Annotated in this window: 19 protein-coding genes; 8 read left to right on the forward strand and 11 right to left on the reverse strand. The window is 70.4% G+C overall.

Annotated features, from left to right (window positions below; all coding sequences use genetic code 11):
- Nucleotides 1-46: 46 nt before the first annotated feature.
- The 8 genes from AB0N07_RS45010 to AB0N07_RS45045 all read right to left on the reverse strand — a co-directional run bounded on the left by AB0N07_RS45010 (nucleotide 47) and on the right by AB0N07_RS45045 (nucleotide 7,519).
- A complete protein-coding gene (locus tag AB0N07_RS45010) occupies nucleotides 47-1,591 on the reverse strand; it encodes a DUF1996 domain-containing protein (protein WP_365845743.1) in 1,545 nt (514 codons plus the stop codon).
- Nucleotides 1,592-1,780: 189 nt separating this feature from the next.
- Entirely contained in the window at nucleotides 1,781-2,434 is a 654-nt protein-coding gene (locus AB0N07_RS45015; protein WP_365845745.1) for a response regulator transcription factor, read from the reverse strand.
- Nucleotides 2,419-3,684 carry a sensor domain-containing protein gene (locus AB0N07_RS45020; RefSeq protein WP_365845747.1) on the reverse strand — a complete coding sequence of 422 codons (1,266 nt, stop codon included), beginning with the start codon at nucleotides 3,682-3,684 and terminating at the stop codon, nucleotides 2,419-2,421. Before AB0N07_RS45020 ends, AB0N07_RS45015 begins: the two co-directional genes overlap by 16 nt.
- A 102-nt stretch (nucleotides 3,685-3,786) precedes the next feature.
- The gene (locus AB0N07_RS45025; RefSeq protein ID WP_365845749.1) at nucleotides 3,787-4,779 is read right to left on the reverse strand and encodes an SDR family oxidoreductase; all 993 of its coding nucleotides are present in this window, start codon (nucleotides 4,777-4,779) and stop codon (nucleotides 3,787-3,789) included.
- A 78-nt stretch (nucleotides 4,780-4,857) separates the two neighbouring features.
- A complete protein-coding gene (locus AB0N07_RS45030) occupies nucleotides 4,858-5,430 on the reverse strand; it encodes a winged helix-turn-helix domain-containing protein (protein WP_365845751.1) in 573 nt (190 codons plus the stop codon).
- Nucleotides 5,431-5,548: 118 nt separating this feature from the next.
- Nucleotides 5,549-5,671 (reverse strand): hypothetical protein, encoded by a 123-nt coding sequence (locus AB0N07_RS45035; protein ID WP_365845753.1) that lies wholly within the window; start codon nucleotides 5,669-5,671, stop codon nucleotides 5,549-5,551.
- Between the two features lie 113 nt (nucleotides 5,672-5,784).
- Entirely contained in the window at nucleotides 5,785-6,816 is a 1,032-nt protein-coding gene (glnII, locus tag AB0N07_RS45040; protein ID WP_365845755.1) for a glutamine synthetase, read from the reverse strand.
- A 274-nt stretch (nucleotides 6,817-7,090) separates the two neighbouring features.
- Entirely contained in the window at nucleotides 7,091-7,519 is a 429-nt protein-coding gene (locus tag AB0N07_RS45045) for a MarR family transcriptional regulator (protein ID WP_365845777.1), read from the reverse strand.
- Nucleotides 7,520-7,609: 90 nt separating this feature from the next.
- On the opposite strand from AB0N07_RS45045, the gene AB0N07_RS45050 reads away from it, so the two are divergent.
- On the forward strand, nucleotides 7,610-8,476 hold the full coding sequence (locus AB0N07_RS45050; RefSeq protein ID WP_365845757.1) for an alpha/beta hydrolase: 867 nt from the start codon (nucleotides 7,610-7,612) through the stop codon (nucleotides 8,474-8,476).
- A gap of 3 nt (nucleotides 8,477-8,479) precedes the next feature.
- Here AB0N07_RS45050 and AB0N07_RS45055 read toward each other — a convergent pair whose 3' ends face one another.
- Both AB0N07_RS45055 and AB0N07_RS45060 read right to left on the reverse strand, forming a co-directional pair.
- Nucleotides 8,480-9,208: a hypothetical protein gene (locus tag AB0N07_RS45055; protein ID WP_365845759.1), complete on the reverse strand. Its 729-nt coding sequence runs from the start codon at nucleotides 9,206-9,208 to the stop codon at nucleotides 8,480-8,482.
- Between the two features lie 116 nt (nucleotides 9,209-9,324).
- Entirely contained in the window at nucleotides 9,325-9,684 is a 360-nt protein-coding gene (locus AB0N07_RS45060) for an arsenate reductase family protein (RefSeq protein WP_365845761.1), read from the reverse strand.
- Nucleotides 9,685-9,837: 153 nt separating this feature from the next.
- Between AB0N07_RS45060 and AB0N07_RS45065 the strand changes: the two genes are divergently transcribed.
- Nucleotides 9,838-10,146, forward strand: coding sequence for a hypothetical protein (locus AB0N07_RS45065; protein WP_099928355.1), 309 nt, complete (start codon nucleotides 9,838-9,840; stop codon nucleotides 10,144-10,146).
- 208 nt (nucleotides 10,147-10,354) lie between these two features.
- Here the strand turns inward: AB0N07_RS45065 and AB0N07_RS45070 are convergent, their stop codons facing one another.
- A complete protein-coding gene (locus tag AB0N07_RS45070) occupies nucleotides 10,355-11,560 on the reverse strand; it encodes a winged helix DNA-binding domain-containing protein (RefSeq protein ID WP_365845763.1) in 1,206 nt (401 codons plus the stop codon).
- A gap of 270 nt (nucleotides 11,561-11,830) precedes the next feature.
- Here AB0N07_RS45070 and AB0N07_RS45075 point away from each other — a divergent pair, with 270 nt between their 5' ends.
- The 6 genes from AB0N07_RS45075 to AB0N07_RS45100 all read left to right on the forward strand — a co-directional run bounded on the left by AB0N07_RS45075 (nucleotide 11,831) and on the right by AB0N07_RS45100 (nucleotide 17,948).
- Nucleotides 11,831-13,171 carry a DUF2252 domain-containing protein gene (locus AB0N07_RS45075; protein WP_365845765.1) on the forward strand — a complete coding sequence of 447 codons (1,341 nt, stop codon included), beginning with the start codon at nucleotides 11,831-11,833 and terminating at the stop codon, nucleotides 13,169-13,171.
- A 50-nt stretch (nucleotides 13,172-13,221) separates the two neighbouring features.
- Nucleotides 13,222-13,821, forward strand: a complete 600-nt coding sequence (locus AB0N07_RS45080; RefSeq protein ID WP_365845767.1) for a chemotaxis protein CheB — start codon at nucleotides 13,222-13,224, stop codon at nucleotides 13,819-13,821.
- A 20-nt stretch (nucleotides 13,822-13,841) separates the two neighbouring features.
- Nucleotides 13,842-15,710, forward strand: a complete 1,869-nt coding sequence (locus AB0N07_RS45085; protein ID WP_365845769.1) for a CheR family methyltransferase — start codon at nucleotides 13,842-13,844, stop codon at nucleotides 15,708-15,710.
- Between the two features lie 24 nt (nucleotides 15,711-15,734).
- Complete coding sequence (locus tag AB0N07_RS45090; RefSeq protein ID WP_365845771.1) at nucleotides 15,735-16,598, forward strand: GAF and ANTAR domain-containing protein; 864 nt, start codon at nucleotides 15,735-15,737, stop codon at nucleotides 16,596-16,598.
- Between the two features lie 81 nt (nucleotides 16,599-16,679).
- The gene (locus tag AB0N07_RS45095; protein ID WP_365845773.1) at nucleotides 16,680-17,417 is read left to right on the forward strand and encodes a GAF and ANTAR domain-containing protein; all 738 of its coding nucleotides are present in this window, start codon (nucleotides 16,680-16,682) and stop codon (nucleotides 17,415-17,417) included.
- Between the two features lie 231 nt (nucleotides 17,418-17,648).
- Nucleotides 17,649-17,948, forward strand: coding sequence for a hypothetical protein (locus tag AB0N07_RS45100; protein WP_365845775.1), 300 nt, complete (start codon nucleotides 17,649-17,651; stop codon nucleotides 17,946-17,948).
- Nucleotides 17,949-18,195: the final 247 nt, after the last annotated feature.

Here is an 18,195-nt window from a genome sequence, read left to right on the forward strand (position 1 = left end):
AAGCGGGCGGTGGGAGATTCCCACCGCCCGCTTTCCTAGGGCCTCGTCACTGGCAACGCTGCCCGGTGTTGATGCAGTTGGCGATCTTGTTCGCCAGGCCACCGGTCGTGACGCTGATGAAGTCGTCGTGATCGGTGATCGGCTTGTGCAGCTCCTCCGGGAAGCCGTCGACCGCGTAGGCGTTCTTCACCTGGCCGTTCTGGATGACCGGCGGGGTGACCTTGTACACCAGGCGCATCGTCAGCTGCGGAATGGCCTTGAAGCCGTTGCCGCAGTTGCCGTTGGCGTCGGCGAACGCGACGTGCGTGCGGTGGTTGGCGCTGTCGATGTTCTTGCCGTCCCAGCAGGACTGGAAGGCGAACGTGCGCACCACGTTGCTGCCCTGCGGGCAGATCGGGTACTTGTCCGTCAGCTGCACCTTGTTCTCGAAGCCGGTGCAGCTCCAGTGTGCGTTGGCGTTGGCCGGGCCGTTGACGAAGGCCTTGGCGTCACCGGTGATGATGCGCAGGAACTGCGGCATCGCGACGACCTTGCTGGTCGGCGAGCCGACGTACTTGATCTGCGCCTGCTGGGCCACGAGGATCTTGCCGACGTTGAGATCCTTGCCGCCGCCGTCCGCGTTGGCGTCCTTCTCCTGCGTGCCGTCCTGCTCTCGGATGACCGGCCAGTAGTACGCCGACAGGTCGTTCTTGTTCTGGCAGCTGCTGCCGCCCTGCAGGAAGGTGTTGTTGTTGGAGAACGCGTTGACCTTCTGGTTGCCGACGTAGTCGTGCACGTGGTGGGCACCGTTGGACACGCCGGGCGCGACGATGACGTTGTCGCTGTTGTGGTTCTGGTTGGCGTTCACGCCGCACTTGGTGATGAACACGCCGGTCGAGGCGTTGGCGTTCCTCTGCGCCTTGGCCGGGACGTTCGGCGCGACCTTCGTGATGTCGACGAAGTCGTTCGCGTTCGGGCCGGCGTTGGCCTGGCCTCCGTTGTTCTGCTGCTGACCGCCCTGCTGCTGACCGCCGTTGTTCTGCTGACCGCCCTGCTGCTGGCCGCCATTTTGCTGCTGGCCGCCGTTCTGCTGCTGGCCGCCGTTCTGGTTGTTCTGGCCGGCGGCCGTGGTCTGGTTGGCGGTCTGCGTCGTGCAGGCGGCGAGGGCCTGCAGCCCGGCCGCGTCGATCTGGCCGCCCACGCGCTGGATGTCGATCCGGATCCGGTTGAGGGTCGCGGCTCGCTTGTCCTTGAGGGGGCCGACGATCGCGTTCTGCACGAAGCTCGCGTCGCCCGCCTGCGCCTGCCGGGTGGAAGCGAGCCGGGTGTAGGCCTCGGTGACCTGCTTGTCGAGGTTCGCCAGCTCCGTGGCCACGCCCTGCTGGGCCTTGGCCGGCACGTTCGTCAGCTTCTGCTGAACGTCGGGGCAGGCGATCGTGGCGACCTGACCGGCGGCGGCCTTGGTCTGGTTCAGCCCCGAGTTGTTGGACTCGTGCGCCGAGGCGTAGAAGTTCGCCCAGATCAGCCCGCCCCCACCGAGCGCTAGGGCCGCCGATGCGGCTATGGCCTTGGTGGCCAGCGGCGTACGGCGTTTGCGTGTGTTGCGTCCCATGGAACTCCTCTGACTTCCTTGCGGGCTTGGCGGGGCATCGAGGCGCCCGACAGGAGTGAAGCGGCGCCTTCTCATACGCGCGTGGTCCCAGGGGTGTTCAGCAGCCCCACAAACAAATCAGAGGTTTACCGGGCCTTTGCGACCCAACCGCCGCCTGAGCAGCGGAAGTTACGGAAAATCAGCAACCGCTTACTGGTCCCGGTCCAGATAGGCGAGAACCGCCAGGACGCGACGGTTGTCGTCGTCCGAGACCTCCAGGTCCAGTTTGGCGAAGATGTTGGAGGTGTGTTTGGCAATGGCCCGTTCTGTCACCACCAGCTGCCCGGCGATCGCCGCGTTGGAGCGGCCCTGCGCCATCAGTTCCAGCACCTCCCGCTCTCGGGGCGTCAGCCGCCCGAGCGGCCGGTCGTCGGCGGCCCGCCGCGAGAGCAGCTGCTGGATCACCTGCGGGTCCATGGCCGTACCACCGGCCGCGACCCGCCGTACGGCGTCCACGAACCGGTCCGCGTCGAACACCCGGTCCTTCAGCAGATACCCGACCCCGCCGCTGCCGTCGGCGAGCAGCTCGCGCGCGTACAACTGCTCCACGTGCTGCGAGAGCACCAGCACGGGAAGCCCGGGTCTGTCCCGGCGGGCCTGCAGTGCGCACTGCAGGCCCTCGTCGGTGTGTGTGGGCGGCAGGCGTACGTCGACCACGGCGACGTCCGGCTCCAGCTCGGCCAGCGCCTGGGCGAGCTCGGGGCCGGACTCGACGGCCGCGGCGATCTCGAAGTCGTAGGCTTCCAGCAGCCGTACCAGACCGTCGCGCAGCAGGAAGAGGTCTTCGGCTAGGACAACGCGCAAGGGATCTCCATGGTGACCATGGTGGGACCGCCCGCGGGGCTGCTGACGGCCAGGACGCCGTCGAATGTACCCAGACGCCGCTCGACTCCGGCGAGGCCCGAACCGGCCCCGATCACCGCGCCGCCCTTGCCGTTGTCGGTGACGCTGATGCGCAGCTTCTCCTCGCTGTGATGCAGGTCGATCCAGATGCGGTCGGCGCCGGAGTGCTTGACCGCGTTGGTGAGCACCTCGCTGACCGCGAAGTACGCGGCCGACTCGACCGGTGGGTCCGCGCGGCCCGCCGGCTCGACGTTCACCTCGGTGGGCAGCGGCAGCCGCAGCGCCAACGCCCTCACGGCGTCGCCCAGTCCGCGTTCGGCCAGCACCGGCGGGTGGATGCCGCGCACCAGGTCGCGCAGTTCGGCCAGCGCGTCCACGGAGGACTGCCGGGTCTGCGCGAGGAGCTGCCTGGCCTTCGCCGGGTCCTTGTCGAGGAGCATCTCGATGGTGCCCAGGTCCATGCCCATGGCCACCAGCCGCGCCTGCGCCCCGTCGTGCAGATCCCGCTCGATACGGCGCAGTTCGGCGGCGGAGGTGTCGACGGCGTCCCGCCGGGTCTCGGTCAACACCTGCACGCGCTCGGCCAGTTCGGCCTGACTCGCGCCGAGCACGGACCGGGTGAGCCGGAAGTGGGCGGTCAGCAGGGACGGGGCGTAGCGGTAGGCGAGGGGGAGGAGTGCGAGGGCCAGGGCACCGGCGCCGAACGCGGAGGCCTGGTCGGTGACGTGCACGAAGCCGTACCAGTAGCCGCCGTACTCGGAGAGCGGCCGCCACAGCCCGGCGGCGACCGCGAAGCCCTCCAGGGGGTAGAAGACGAGCAGCGCAGGCAACAGCGCGGTGACGAACCCCGCCGTCATGTCCACCTGAAGCCAGCGCACGTCCCGCCAGACCGCCGGGTCGCGCAGCATGGCGTACGTGCGCGCCCACGGGTTGGCGCGCTCGGGGACCGGCCGGTAGGCCGACGGTATCCGCACCCCGCACCACTGAGCCGCGAGTTCCCGCCGCTTGTCCGCGAGGGTCCGCACCGCGTTGAGGATCGGCGGGGTGGTGACGACACCGACGCCGATCGGAATGAGCGCGACGGAGACGAGGGTCAGGACGAACAACAGCACCGACAAGGGCAGCACGGCCACGGCCAGTGCGAGCCCCCGTACGGCAGCCAGTAGTACCTCTCGGGCCCGCGCCCGGGCACGGTGTGTGTCGGTGTTCATGGCAGAAGTCTGGCCGAGCGGGGGCGGGGGGTCACGGGGCCGGGCCCCCCGGGTGGGGGGTGGTGCCAGGTACACCCAAGCCCCCACCGGTCCGCACTTTGATCACTCCCCCAACACCTTCGCCTCCACCTCCGGGTCCAGCCCGACCGGCGGCCGGTCCGGACGTTGCGGCGCCCTGCCACCGATCCCTTGGAGCCAACGCCAGGTATCGGCGACGGTCTCCTCCACGGGCCGGCAGACCAGCCCCGAAGCCAGCGCACGCGAGACGTCCCCGCTGTGCATGGAGTCGTGCATCTCCGTGCCCGGCGGCACCCACACCGGCAGCTGGGTCCACGGCGCGATCCCCGCATCGAGGATGACCCCGGGGTCGATCCACCGCAGCTCCGCATCCGAGCCGGTGACGGCGACGCACGCGCCCAGCAGGCTGCCCATGGTGGCATGCCCCTGCTCGCTGACCATGTTGTACGGCCCGCTCAGCTCCCGCTCCACCGAGCCGAGGATCCACTCCGCCATGTCCCGCACGTCGACGTACTGGAGCGGCAGCTCCCGCGGCCCCGGGGCGAGGACCGGCCCGCCCCGCGCGATCCGCCCCAACCACCACGGCAGCCGCCCGATGTTCTCGTACGGACCGAGGATCAACCCGGCCCGCACGAGCACGGAGCGCTCCGTCCCGAACGCCTCGACGGCGGCGATCTCCGCACCCCGCTTGTCCCGCGCGTAGTCCGTCTGCCCCGCGTCGGGCTCGGCACCTTCCACCACCGGGGCGCTCTCGTCGTGCCCGGCCGGTGCGGGCCATGCGTACACCGAGCAGCTCGACACATACACATACCGCCCGACACGACCCCGCAGCAGCCGTGCCGCGCTGTGTACCGCCCGGGGCGCCGCCGACCAGGTGTCGACGACGGCGTCCCACTCGCCCTCCGCGAGGGCGGCGAGACCGTCGGGGGCGGTGCGGTCGCCCCGCAACGCCCGTACGCCGTCCGGGAGCCGGTGCCGTCCCCGGTTGAGGACGGTCACCTCCCAGCCGCGCTCCAGGGCCGCCGCCACGACGGCCCGTCCCGCGAACTCCGTCCCACCCAGCACCAGAAGTCTCATGCCGGTGAGCCTGCCCGGTCGGCCCGCGGGACGGACCGGCAATCTGCCGTCAGCAGAGGACGAACGGCCGGTGGACGGTCAACGGCCGGTCGGCGGAGTGTACTTGTACCCGACCCGTCGCACCGTCTGGATCGTCCCGCGGTGCTCGGCGCCCAGCTTGCGGCGCAGACGCGCGATGTGGACGTCGACGGTGCGGCCGTCGCCCACATGGCCGTACCCCCACACCGTGGTGACCAGCTGGTCGCGGGTGTGCACCCGGTGCGGATGCGCGACGAGATGCGCGAGCAGCTCGAACTCCAGGTAGGTGAGGTCGAGTTCGCGCCCGTCCACCTCGGCGGTGCGCTGCACGGAGTCGATCCGGACGAGCGGGTGGTCGCTGCCCCGCTCCTCACCGGTGGGGTCGGGCACCGCCACGGGAAGGAACGGCGGCTGCTGGTCGGCCGGGACGAGCACCAGGTAGCCGATCATCGGCGGCTGACCCGGCAGGGTGGGCAGGGTGTGCTGCGGAGCGGGCAGCCAGGTGGCGCCCGGCGGCAGGAAGTCCGTCACGTCCACGACCTCGTCCCGGTCGACGGCCCGCAGCCGGTGCCGGGCGCCGCTCTGGGCGGGGGAGGTGAGGGTGGCGGTGGAGAGAGAACGGGTGGTCGCCATGAGAGGTCAGCTCTTTCGCGCGAGAAGTTCGTCTGGGAGGACGGCGGCCGCGATTCGTGGTCGGGCTCGCCGGGACGTACGTCGTGTCGCGCTGGCCGAAGGCCGGGGGTGTACGGCTTTAGAGGGCCGGCGCGTTCATCGCGCGGCAACACACCCGGTCGAAGTCGTGGTGCTGACGGGAAGGCCAGAACGGCTCCAGGTCATGGCGACCCGTCGCGGTGTGGTTCTTGAAGCTGGCCATGACCTCATTGAAGCAGACACCGGCCCCGACGAGGACCCTTCTCTCACTACTTGGACGGCAAAAGGGGCGCCCACCGCGAACGGTGGACGCCCCTTCTGCCAAGAATGCGGGGATCAGACCTGGCCGGCCTTCTCCAGCGCGGAGCAGCAGGTGTCGACGAGCAGCCGCGTCACGACGTACGGGTCGACGTTGGCGTTGGGACGGCGGTCCTCGATGTAGCCCTTGCCGTCCTTCTCGACCTGCCACGGGATACGGACCGAGGCGCCGCGGTTGGAGACGCCGTAGGAGTACTCGTTCCACGGGGCGGTCTCGTGCAGACCGGTCAGGCGGTCGTCGATGCCGGCGCCGTAGTTCTTCACGTGGTCGAGCGGCTTGGAGCCCTCGCCCAGCGACTCGGCGGCGGTGATGATCGCGTCGTAGCCCTCGCGCATCGCCTTGGTGGAGAAGTTGGTGTGCGCGCCCGCGCCGTTCCAGTCGCCCTTCACCGGCTTCGGGTCCAGCGTCGCGGCGACGCCGAAGTCCTCGGCGGTGCGGTAGAGCAGCCAGCGGGCCACCCACAGGTGGTCGGAGACCTCCAGCGGGGAGACCGGACCGACCTGGAACTCCCACTGGCCGGGCATGACCTCGGCGTTGATGCCGGAGATGGCGAGGCCGGCCGCGAGGCAGTTCTCCAGGTGGGCCTCGACGATCTCACGGCCGAAGATCTCGTCGGCGCCGACACCGCAGTAGTAGCCGCCCTGCGGGGCCGGGAAGCCGCCCTTGGGGAAGCCGAGCGGGTAGCCGTCCTGGAAGAAGGTGTACTCCTGCTCGATGCCGAAGATCGGCTCCTGCGCGGCGAACTTCTCGGCGACCTCGGTCAGCGCGGCACGGGTGTTGGACTCGTGCGGCGTGAAGTCGATGTTGAGGACCTCGCACAGGACGAGGACGTCGTCGCCGCCGCGGATCGGGTCCGGGCACGTGAAGACCGGCTTGAGGACACGGTCCGAGGAGTGCCCCTCGGCCTGGTTCGTGGAGGACCCGTCGAAGCCCCAGATCGGCAGCGCGTCCAGACCGGCGGGCTCGCCCGCGATGATCTTCGTCTTGGAACGGAGCTTGGCGGTCGGCTGGGTGCCGTCGATCCAGATGTACTCAGCCTTGAAGGTCACGGGCCACTTCCTTCGGGGATGTGTCTACGCACTTGCGGGTGCTGCGGCGCTGCGGCACTGGGGCGCCGCGGTGGATGTCCGCGAGCCTGTCAACAGGCGATTTCCCGGCCATTGCTCAAGTGTGAACCCCGTGTTACCTGGCGGTGGTGTGGTGCGACTCACAGTGTGAGGGCGGGTGGAGCACAGCAAGTCGACAGGTCGACGCGGTCGGCGGCCGCGGCCGTGCTCTCGTACGGCGGCTCGTATGCGATGGGGTTCACAGGGGGCCGGAGGGTCAGCCACCGGTCGCGGCCGCGTCCCGTACCCCGGCGAGGAACCCCTTGACCGCGGCCAGCTCCCGCTCGTCGTACCCCTGCAGCAGCTCCACCGTCCGCTCGATCAGCGGTCCGAAGGACGACCACCCGAGTTCCACCGCACGCTCGGTCACCTCGATCACCACCTTGCGCCGGTCCCGCGGGTCACGGAGCCGCCGTACATGTCCGGCCCGCTCCAGCCGGTCGACCAGCGCGGTGGTCCCCGCCGAGTTCAGTCCGAGCGCGGCCCCGAGCCGGCCGGCGGTCATCTCGTCTCCCGCGCGGGAGACGTCCATGAGGGCGATCAGGGCGCGTACGTCCGTGGGGTGCATGCCGTTGCGGGACGCGAACCGGGCGCTGTGCAGGGCGAGTTCGACGGTCGCCGCACGCAGCAGGTGGACGACCTCCATCCCTGGGCCCTGGGGGTTCGGCACGGGCTGCCTCCGACTAGTATCTCGTTCATCGAGTATCTCGCTCAACGAGATAATAAGGGGGTTCCGGTGTCTGCTCGCAGCGCCTACGACATGGACGGCTTCCTCGCCGCGTACGACAAGGTCATGGCCAAGTGGCCCGCCGAGCGCGAGGCGCTGACCGTCCCCACGCCCTTCGGGACGACGTACGTCAACATGTGCGGCCCTCTCCGTGCGCCCGCGGTCGTCCTGCTCCCCGGCGGTGGAGGAGCGACCTCGGCCAGTTGGTATGCGCAGGCCGCCGACCTGGCCCGTACCCACCGTGTGTTCGCCGTCGACCTGCCGGGCTGCGCGGGCCGCGGTACCGAGGCCGGCGACCGCCACCCCCGTACGGTCGCCGACCTGGTGGTCTGGCTCGATGCGGTCCTGGACGACCTCGGTCTGGCGGAGACTGACCTGGGCGGGCACTCCTACGGCGGCTGGATCGCGCTCCAATACGCGCTGCATGCACGCGCCCGCGTGCGCCGCCTCTTCCTCCTGGACCCCACCCAGTGCTTCGCCGGTTACCGGCCCGCGTATCTCCTGCACGCCCTGCCGCTGGTGCTGCGTCCCTCGCCCCGCCGGGTCCATGCCCTGCTGGAGTGGGAGACCGGGGGAGTGTCCCTCGACCCCGACTGGCTCCGCCTCCAGGGGGCGGCCGCCGGCTTCCCCTCCGTCGCGAAGCCGGTGACCGGTCCGCGCCCGGCGCCGGATGCGCTGCGCGGGCTGGACATGCCGGTCCTGCTGCTCCTGGCCGGGAACAGCAGGACCTGTGACACGTACGAGGTGGCGGAGAAGGCGGGTGCGCTGCTGCCGCGCGTGGAGACGGTCGTGGTCCCCGACGTCTCCCACCATGCGCTGCCGCAGTCCGCACCCGCCGAACTCGGCCGCCGCCTCACGGGGTTCCTGAGTCCTTGAGCCTCACCCCACCTTCTCGATCAGTGCATGGCGGATCAGGAACTTGCCGGGCTCCCGGACCTGTTCGAAGGCCGCGTTGTTGAGCAGGGCGCAACTGCCGGAGACGGACGTGACCTTCACCGTCGTGGACTTGTTGTTGTCCAGGTTGGTGACCTTCAGCGTCGTCCCCGCCGGGAACTGGTTGCTGGAGGCCGCAGGTGCGCCGCCCTCGCCGGAGAGGGTGACGGTGGAGCCGTTGCACACCTGCCGGCCCGAGGCGGCAGCGCCACCACCAGCGTTCCCGTTCGCGTTTCCCGCGGGTGGTGAGGCCGTCTGCGAGGGCTGCGCGGACTGCTGTGCAGCGCCCGCCTGCTGGCCCGCCGCCTGCTGGCCCGCACCGCTCTGCGCCGGCTGCGTCGCCTGGGAGCCCTGAGCCGACTCCCCAACGGTGCAACCGGACGCCTTCTGCTGGACCTTGATCTGTGCGATGACCGCCTCGCGGTTCGCGATCCGGGCCGCGGACTGGGCGTCGGGGTTGGCCTTCTGCCCGTCGATGAACTTCTGGTTGTTGCCGAGGGCGGTGGCGAGGCCCTGACAGACGTTCGAGTCCGCGGCCGACAGGGTCTTGGCCTGGGGGCTCTGTGCGGCGTTCGAGGTGCTCGCCATGACGAAGGCGCCGCCTCCCGCCACCGCCGCCGCACTCACCAGCAGCGCGATCTTCTTCTTCGTGCCGAGACTTCTCCTACGCGACATGCGCGCCTCCTGCGAGGTAGGGGAGCGTACGCCGTTATGTACGAGATACCGAACGAAGTTACTCAGTGGTTACAGGAGTCACTGAAGTAACGTACGTCACAGGGGCGTTGAAGGTCCTATCGCGACAGGGCGTCCCGTACGGCCTCGTCGGTGCGGCCGACCACCGCGGTGCCGTCGTCGGCGGTGATGATCGGGCGCTGGATCAGCTTGGGGTGCTCGGCGAGCGCATTGATCCACCGTGCGCGCGACGAGTCGTCCCGCGGCCACTCCTTCAGTCCGAGCTCCTTGGCCTCGGCCTCCTGGGTGCGGGTGATGTCCCACGGTTCGAGGCCGAGACGGTCGAGTACGTCCCTGATCTCGTCCTCGCTCGGTACGTCCTCCAGGTAGCGGCGGACGGTGTAGTCGGCGCCCTCGGCGTCGAGCAGGCTGATGGCGCTGCGGCACTTGGAACAGGCCGGGTTGATCCAGATCTCCATGGGGTCAAAGGTACCTCTGAGGTGCCCTCAAAGCCGCTGTGGCCAGGGCCTTTTGTCAGTGCCGGGCGGTACACTAGAAGAAGCGTTCGAGGGTGTTGGGGGGTGCCGAAACCCCCGTTCATTGCACGCCCTCACCGCGACAGGAGGATGCCTGTGCCCGCTGCCGCACTGAAGCCGAAGCCGACCCAGTCCACCGCCAAGCACCCCGTCCTGCTCGACCTGCCCTACGCCCCAGTGGAGAAGCGCCCGCTGCCGCCGGGCCGTCCGCGCGAGTGGTACGTCACGCACAACCGCCGCCTCAAGGCGATGCGGCTCGCCATCGCCCTGCTCGACAGGGGGGTGTACGTACCGAACCAGGCCCGCAACGAGACGATTCGGAGCACGGCCGAACTGATCGGCGTCCACCCGCCGTCGGACACGACGTGCCACATGGTGCGGGCGCTGATGCGGTACTCGCGTTGAGCGTGGTGCCGGGTGCCCGTGCTTGCGGGGTGCCCGGCACCTGTGTTGCCGTCTGCTGGGGGCTGCCGCCCCCAGACCCCCGCTTCGGCCCTGAAGGGGCCTCGTCCTCAGACTCCCCCACTCTCGGCTTCGCTCGAGCGGGGGGACCCCCACGACGGGCTGGAATTGCGGACCGGCATCGAGAACGTGTCGCGGCAGTTCCTCGGCCTCAGGCGCCGGACGGGCCGGGGCGTGCCGCCAACTCCTTCTCCACCGGCGTCCGGAACCGGGGCGTCACCTTCGTGGTCCCCAACCACCCCTGCAACCGCTCCGCCTCTACCGCGATCGCCTCCTCGGCCTCGCGCCCCACCCCGTCCGTGTCGAGCAGCCGCCAGACGATCTCACCGTCGGGACGCTGAGCCCATCCGCCCACCACCCGGCCGTTCCACCACACCGTCGGCCCCACATTGCCGCTGTAGTCGAACAACGACGGCCGCAGCTCAGGCGCCAGATACCAGTCCCGCTCGCGCCACCCCATCGCCGTCGGATCCAGCGCGGGCAGCAGCGCCGCCCACGGCCGGTCCGGGCCCGCCACCGGCTCGACGTCACCGTCGACGACGTACCCCACGCCTTCGTCCAGGGACACCTCCTGCGCGCCGATCGCCGCCAGCGCACGCCGGACGTCCGTGACCTTCCAGCCCGTCCACCACTTCAGATCGGCCTCCGTGGCGGGCCCGCATGCCGCGAGCCAGCGGCCGAGCAGCACCGACTGCGCCTCGGCCACGTCGAGTTCGGGGTGCGGCGGGGCCACGGCCCAGCGGAACTGGCTGGACGTCCACGAGCCGAGCGGCCGCCCCCGTACGACCTTGCCCTCCACGCCCAGCACCCTCAGCAGCCGGGTCGAAACGGTGTGCACGCCCTCGTAGCTCTTGCCGGCCGCATACACGAACTGCTCTCTCAACCGCGGCTCGTCCTCGGCGAGTTCGGCCGCGCTCGCCTGTCCGCGCCGCGCCAGGGCCGCCAAGGCCGACTCCTCGACGTCCTTCAGCCAGGCCGCGTCCGGCGCCCCGGCCTTTGCCATGTCCTTGAGCAACGAGGCCCGCTCCCGCCCGGCGACCGTGAGTCCGGTCGAGGCATGCACGACGGCGGTGAGGTCGGTCGGGAACACGAACACCGTGTGCCGCATGCCGTGCATCCGCACCAGTGACCGGTCCGTGTACAGCGCCCGCTCGGTCTCCGCCACGGTCCCCGCAGCGTCCGCGAGCCTCGCACCCACAGCCAGATGCACCGTCGCCGGGTCCGACCCGTGCAGCGCCACCAGCGTGCCGGCGACCTCCTCCGGGCTGCCCGCCCGCGCCACCGGAGCCAGCCGCTGCCGCAACGCAAGCCGCGCCCGCCGCTCCGCCACCCCGACGTACCGCCCACCGCCACCCATCCCGGCCTCCCCGCCACACCGTCCGTGCCCTCATCCTGCAACACACCACTGACAACCGACGTAGCCCCCAGGTACGGGACGGGTAGGGGCGGCGGGGGCGAGAAAGCCTGTAGCGCGCGCGGTGCTTCCGACCCTGCAAACCCCCGTCACCCGATCGCCGCCCCCGGCATGCGCGCGCCCCCGCCCCCGCCTTCACTGCGATCAGGAGGCGATTTCAGGCAACCGCACCGGAGGCGTGATGGGCAGGCGCGGTGTATCGCGGTGGGTGGCGTGAGTACGTCCGTCGCTCGTGCCGAACGGGGAAAGGCCGCCCGCCGGCGGGTGGCGCGTTCCGCGCATGCCGGGTGGGTGCCGCCCGTCGACCGGGCCGACCCCGTTGCCGTACTGGAGCGACAGGGACGTGACCGGCTGCCCGAGCTGCTGCCGATCCGGTACGGGCGGATGGCCGCGTCGCCGTTCGCGTTTCTGCGCGGTTCGGCCGCCGTGATGGCCGCCGACCTCGCCTCCCGCCCGCACACCGGGCTGACCGTGCAGCTGTGCGGCGACGCCCATCTGCTGAACTTCGGTCTGTACGCCTCCCCGGAGCGGGCACTTCTCTTCGATCTGAACGACTTCGACGAGACGTTTCCCGGACCCTTCGAGTGGGACGTCGAGCGGCTGGCCGCATCCGTCGCCGTGGCAGGGCGGGCGAACGGGCACGCCGAGGCCAAGGTGCGGCGCGCGGCGCTGGCAGCGGTGGCCGCCTATCGGACCGCCATGCGACGGCTGGCCGGGCTGGGCGAGCTCGCCGTCTGGTACGAGCGCATCGACGCCGACAGCCTGCTGCCCCTCGTCCGCGACGCCGGCCGCCGCAGACAGGTCGCCTCCAGCCTCACCCGGGCCCGCCGCCGCACCAGCCTGCAGGCTCTCGGCAAGCTCACCGAGGTGGTCGACGGGCGCCGTCGGATCATCCACGACCCACCGCTCCTCGAACCCGCCGGCGCCTCCGACATGGCCTCCCTGCGCAAGATCTTCAGCGACTACCGCTCCACCCTCTCCGAGGAGCGCCGCCTGCTCCTGGACCGCTACCGCTTCGTGGACGCCGCTCGCAAGGTCGTCGGCGTCGGCAGCGTCGGCCTGCGCTGCTTCGTCGTACTCCTCACGGGACGGGACCAGAGCGACCCCCTGTTCCTGCAGATCAAGGAGGCCCGGAAGTCCGTATGGGAGGAACATCTGCCGCACGGGCCGTACGTCCATCCCGGGCATCGCGTCGTCGCAGGTCAGCGGCTGCTGCAGGCGGCGAGTGACATCTTCCTGGGGTGGATGAGCGGGCCGCAGGGCCGCGCCTTCTACTGGCGGCAGCTGCGCGACATGAAGGGCTCCGCCGACGTGGTCGGCATGAGCCCGGCCGATCTGCTCGGATACGCCCGCATCTGCGGCACCGCCCTGGCCCGCGCCCACGCCCGCTCCGGCGACCGCATCGCCATCGCCGCGTATCTCGGGGGCGCCGACACCTTCGAGCAGGCCGTCGCCGACTTCGCCCTCGCCTACGCCGACCAGACCGCCGCGGACCACGCAGCCCTGGGCGCGGCGATCGCAGCAGGCGTGGTCGCGGCCGCCCCCGAGACGTGATCACGCCCCAGAACCTGCCTCACCCCGCCAAGGAGACCTACGCTGACCGAGTGCAGCTATCCGAGCCCCCGACCGACGGTTTCGAGGTCGTCGCCGTAGCCTCCTCGGCCGGCGGTATCAACGGCCTGGTCACCCTGCTCGGCGCCTTCGACGCCGGGCTTCCGGTGCCGATCCTGGTCGTGCAGCACCTGGATCCCCGCCACCGCACCGTGATCGCGGAGGTCCTGGACCGCCGTACGGGGCTGGACGTCAAGCTCGCCGAGGACCACGAGCGGACCCAGCCCGGCACGGTCTACATCGCCCCGCCCGACCGGCACCTGCTCGTCGGCCCCGGCGGTCTGCTCACCCTCACCGACAGCGAGCTGGTCCACTTCGTGCGGCCCTCAGCGGACCTGCTGTTCGAGTCGGTCGCGGGTGCGTACGGACCGCATGCCATAGCCTGCGTGCTCACCGGGACCGGGCGGGACGGCGCGATGGGCGTGGACGCGGTCAAGTCGCGCGGTGGCACCGTGATCGTCCAGGATCCGGCGACCGCGGAGTTCAGGGGCATGCCGGAGGCGGCCGTGGGTACTGGCACAGTGGACTTCGTGCTACCTCTGGAGGAGATCGCCGCGGTGATCCGCGGGTTGGTCGAGACCAAGAGGCAGTAGCAGAGAAGTGGGCGACAGCGATGGTTGACGGACAACCGGACGTGGAGACGGACGAGGAACTGGAGAAGCTCCTCGGCTTCCTCAGGGACGCCCGCGGTTTCGACTTCACCGGTTACAAGCGGTCCTCACTGGGCCGCCGCATCCGCAAGCGGATGGCGGACACACAGATCACGTCGTACACCGACTACCGCGACCGCCTGGAGACCAATGCGGATGAATTCAACGCCCTGTTCAACACCATCCTGATCAACGTCACCTCCTTCTTCCGCGACCCCGAGGCCTGGACCTTCCTCCAGCGCGAGGTGATGCCCGAGCTGATCGCGCAGAGCGGGAGCGAGGACGAGATCCGGGTGTGGAGCGCGGGCTGCTCCAGCGGTGAGGAGGCCTACTCCCTGGCGATCATGTTCGCCGAGACCCTGGGCCTTCAGGAGACCCTGGACCGGGTCAAGATCTACGGCACGGACGTCGACGACGAGGCGCTGCGCGACGCCCGGTCCGGCCTGTACTCGGCCAAGGCCCTCGAACCGCACTCGGCCGAGCTGCGCGACAAGTACTTCGACCAGAACGGCGCCCGCTTCAGTTTCCGCTCCGACCTGCGCCGCAAGGTGATCTTCGGCCGCCACGACATCACGCGCGACGCCCCGATCTCCCGCCTCGACCTGCTCGTCTGCCGCAACACGCTGATGTACTTCAACGTCGAGGCGCAGACCCAGATCGTCGACCGCTTCCACTTCGCGTTGCGCGAGGGCGGCTGCCTCTTCCTCGGCAAGGCCGAGATGCTGCTCAACGACGCGGACCGGTTCGAGGTGATGAGCATGCGCCAGCGCGTGTTCCGGCGCCGCCCCGGCGAGGCCGCGCCGCCCTACCAGCCCGCACCCGTGAAGATCAGGGCGGGCATGGGCAACGAGTTGCAGAGCATGGCCCGGCACCGGCAGCTGCGCGACCTCATCCTCGACGCGACCCCCAGCGCCGCCCTGGCCATCGACTCCGAGGGCGTGGTCGTACTCATCAACAGCCACGCGCGCGTGCAGTTCGGCCTCACGTCGACCGACATCGGGCGCCCCTTCCAGGACCTGGAGATCTCCTACCGCCCCGTCGAACTGCGCTCCCTGATCGAACAGGCCACCCACGAGCGGCGCACCCTGCGGGTCAACGGCGCCGAACGCCGGGTCGCCGACGACGTCCAGTACTTCGACATCCTCGTCCAGCCCGTGACCGGCACCGACGGACTGCCGGTCGCCACCCACATCACCTTCAACGACGTCACGGTCGCCACACAGCTCAAGTCCGAGATCAAGCGCGTGCGCGAGGACCTGGAGACGGCCTACGAGGAACTCCAGTCCACGAACGAGGAGTTGGAGACCACGAACGAGGAACTCCAGTCGAGCATCGAGGAACTTGAGACCACCAACGAGGAACTCCAGTCCACCAACGAGGAGCTGGAGACCACCAACGAGGAACTCCAGTCGGGGAACGAGGAACTGGAGACCATGAACGAGGAGATGCGGGTCCGCACCGAGGAGCTGGACGAGGCCCGCACCTTCCTGGAGGCCGTGCTCACCTCCATCGCCGCCGGGGTCGTCGTCCTCGACCAGGGCCTGAAGGTCAAGTGCTGGAACCGCGGCGCCGTCGACCTGTGGGGCCTGCGCCCCGAGGAGGTCCTGGACCAGCCCTTCCACAGTCTCGACTTCGGGCTGCCCACCGGCAAGCTGCGCGAGACCATCCAGCTCTGCGTCGACAGCGGCAAACGAGGAGATCCGTTGCCGGTGCCCGCCGTCAACCGCCTGGGCCGGTCGATCATGTGCATGGTGCAGTGCAGCCCCTTCGACGGCCACAACGGCGGGGTCGTCCTGCTCATGGAAGAAGGCCGGACAAACGGCTCACAGTGAGAACCTGAAGCGTACGATTCCGGTATGGCGACCGGACGTGAGGTATCGGACCTCATTGCCTCCGCCGAACGGCAGGCCGCTGCGGCACACCTCCGTTCGGAGAAGGAGAGCAGCAGTGCCGAGCGGCATGAGCTCCTCGCCGGTCAGGCCCGCACCGAGGTCCTCAAGAGCATGTATCTGCGCATCGCGGCGATCCACCGCTCCACCGCGGCCTGCCACCTGACCGCGGCACGGCTCCAGGAGGACTACGTGGCCCGGCTCACCAGCTGGGCACGTACGCGTGACATCCCGAAGCCCCTGTTCATGTCAGGGGTCGCAGCGGCCTGTGGCACCAGCAGTGCCGCCGTCACGCTGGTCGGGGCGACCCTCGACCAGCTCGGCCTGGCCGCCTCCGACGAGTCGGCCCGCGCCGCCCAGGAGCTGGAGTTCCTGCTCGGCGAGGGCCCGGCCCGGGACGCCGCCAGCGAGGCCCGCCCGGTGACCGCGGACGGCTCCGCGCTGCTCGACCGCTGGCCCGGGTACGGGCCCGCCGTGGCCGAACTGGGCATCGGCGCGGTGGCCGCCGTACCGCTCAGCCTGTCCGGCGCCTGCGTCGGCGCCCTCGCGGTCTTCGACCCCGCGCAGGGCGTCACGGACTCGGACACCTTCTGCGAGGTCGCGGACGCGCTGACCCACTCGATGATCCTCAACGTGGACGGCGACCCCGGTATGTACGGCGCCACCGATCTGCGCGCCAAGGTCCACCAGGCCGCCGGCATGGTCTCCGTGCACCTCGACTGCCCGGTGGCCGACGCACTGGAACTGATCAAGGCACATGCCTTTGCCGAGGGCACCTCCGTGCACTTGGTGGCGGAGTCCGTCCTGAGAGGTGAACTGCGCCTCGGCTGAGGCGGGGGAGACGCCGGGGCGTGGGGCAAGGAAGACTGCGGAGGCAGTCACCGACCGAAGACCGAGAGCGAAGGGAAGCTGATGAGCACGGTATCCCCGTCGCGGCAGCAGCAGCTGGCACAGGCGTTCGTCGACCTGGCCGCCAGCCCGGTCACGGAGGCCTCCGATCCGACGGGGCTCCTTGCGGCCCTCGCCGCGCACGGAACCGAACTGCTCGGCGACTGCTCCGCGATCGTGTTGTACGTCCCCGACGACGCCTGCGGTCCCGAGGTGGCCGGCACCGGCCAGGAACTGCTGCATCTGGCCCGCTCCGCCGCCACCTGGGGCGAGGGGCCGGGATCGGAAGCCCGCCGCACCGGTTTCCCGGTGGCGGACACCGCCCTGGACGGCGACCGGGCCCGCCGGGACTGGCCGCGCTACACGGCCCGGGCGGTGGAACTGGGTTACGGCAGGGTCGCCGCGCTGCCCCTGCATGTCGGCGAGGACACCCTTGGCGCCCTGGTGCTGCTGGGTCCCGGCAGCACACCGCTGCCGCACGAGCTCCTGGCGCTGGGCCAGGCACTCACCGACGCCGCCGGCTGGAACCTGGAGCGGGACCGCCGGCTGCGTGAGAGCCGGGCCCTGGCCGACCAGCTGGGCCAGGCCCTGACCAGCCGTATCGTCATCGAACAGGCCAAGGGCACGCTCGCCGCCCGGCACTCGATCACGGTCGACGAAGCGTTCCGTATCCTGCGCTCCCATGCGCGCTCCCACCGCCGCCGCATCAACGAGGTGGCCCGGGAGGTGGTGGAGCGGAAGCTGGATCTGCAGGCGGACTGAGGCCCTCTCCGAGGGCTCCCGGGCAGAAAACGGGATGCACGGCGAGTGACCGTCTCCCTACGCTGGACATGCGTTGCGGAGCTGCCCACCACGCTTTCCGCAGGACAGGCATCACCCTGCGGTCTCGGGGCTACTCTCTACGCACCGACGGACGGACGCTCATCCCCCAGCGCCCCGTCGGGACGACAACGCATCACCGCTCACTCACCCACGCCCAAACGGAGGCCCGTCATGGGCACCATCGTCATAGCCGGGACCGCCGTCCTGGTGCTCCTGGGATTCGGAAACCACGCCTGGTGGCTGGCCGCGGTCGCCGTGCTCTTCCTGTACATGCAGTACGGGCGGAGCCGCACGGGCGGCGACTCCGCCTCGGAGTCCTCGCAGTCGTCCGGGGGATCCTCGTCGGGATCGATGCCGGGCACGTACCAGGCCTACCGCAAGCGCCGTGACATGCAGGCCAAGTGGGAGCGCCGCTACCGTCGCGAGCGTCCCATGGAGTCGCGCCGCCAGGAGCGCGAGAAAAGCAAGTGAGACGACATGAACCGCTGACGGGCGCGGTCACAGCCCCGGCGCGCCCCACACCGGGAACCAGCGGCTCAGATCCTGCTCCATCCGCAGGTCGTCGGTGAGCGCCGCCTTCACCTGCAGTTCCAGCGCGTTGTCGCGGGGCGGGGCCCGGCCGGGGGCGCGGGCGGCCCGGGGGGGACGTGGGCGCGGGGGGTGTGTTTACACGCCCGGGCCCCCGCCCCCCCCCCCCCCGGAACCCGGCCCGGCGCGC

The sequence above is a fragment of the Streptomyces sp. NPDC051172 genome, from assembly GCF_040682555.1.
GTDB lineage: Bacteria > Actinomycetota > Actinomycetes > Streptomycetales > Streptomycetaceae > Streptomyces.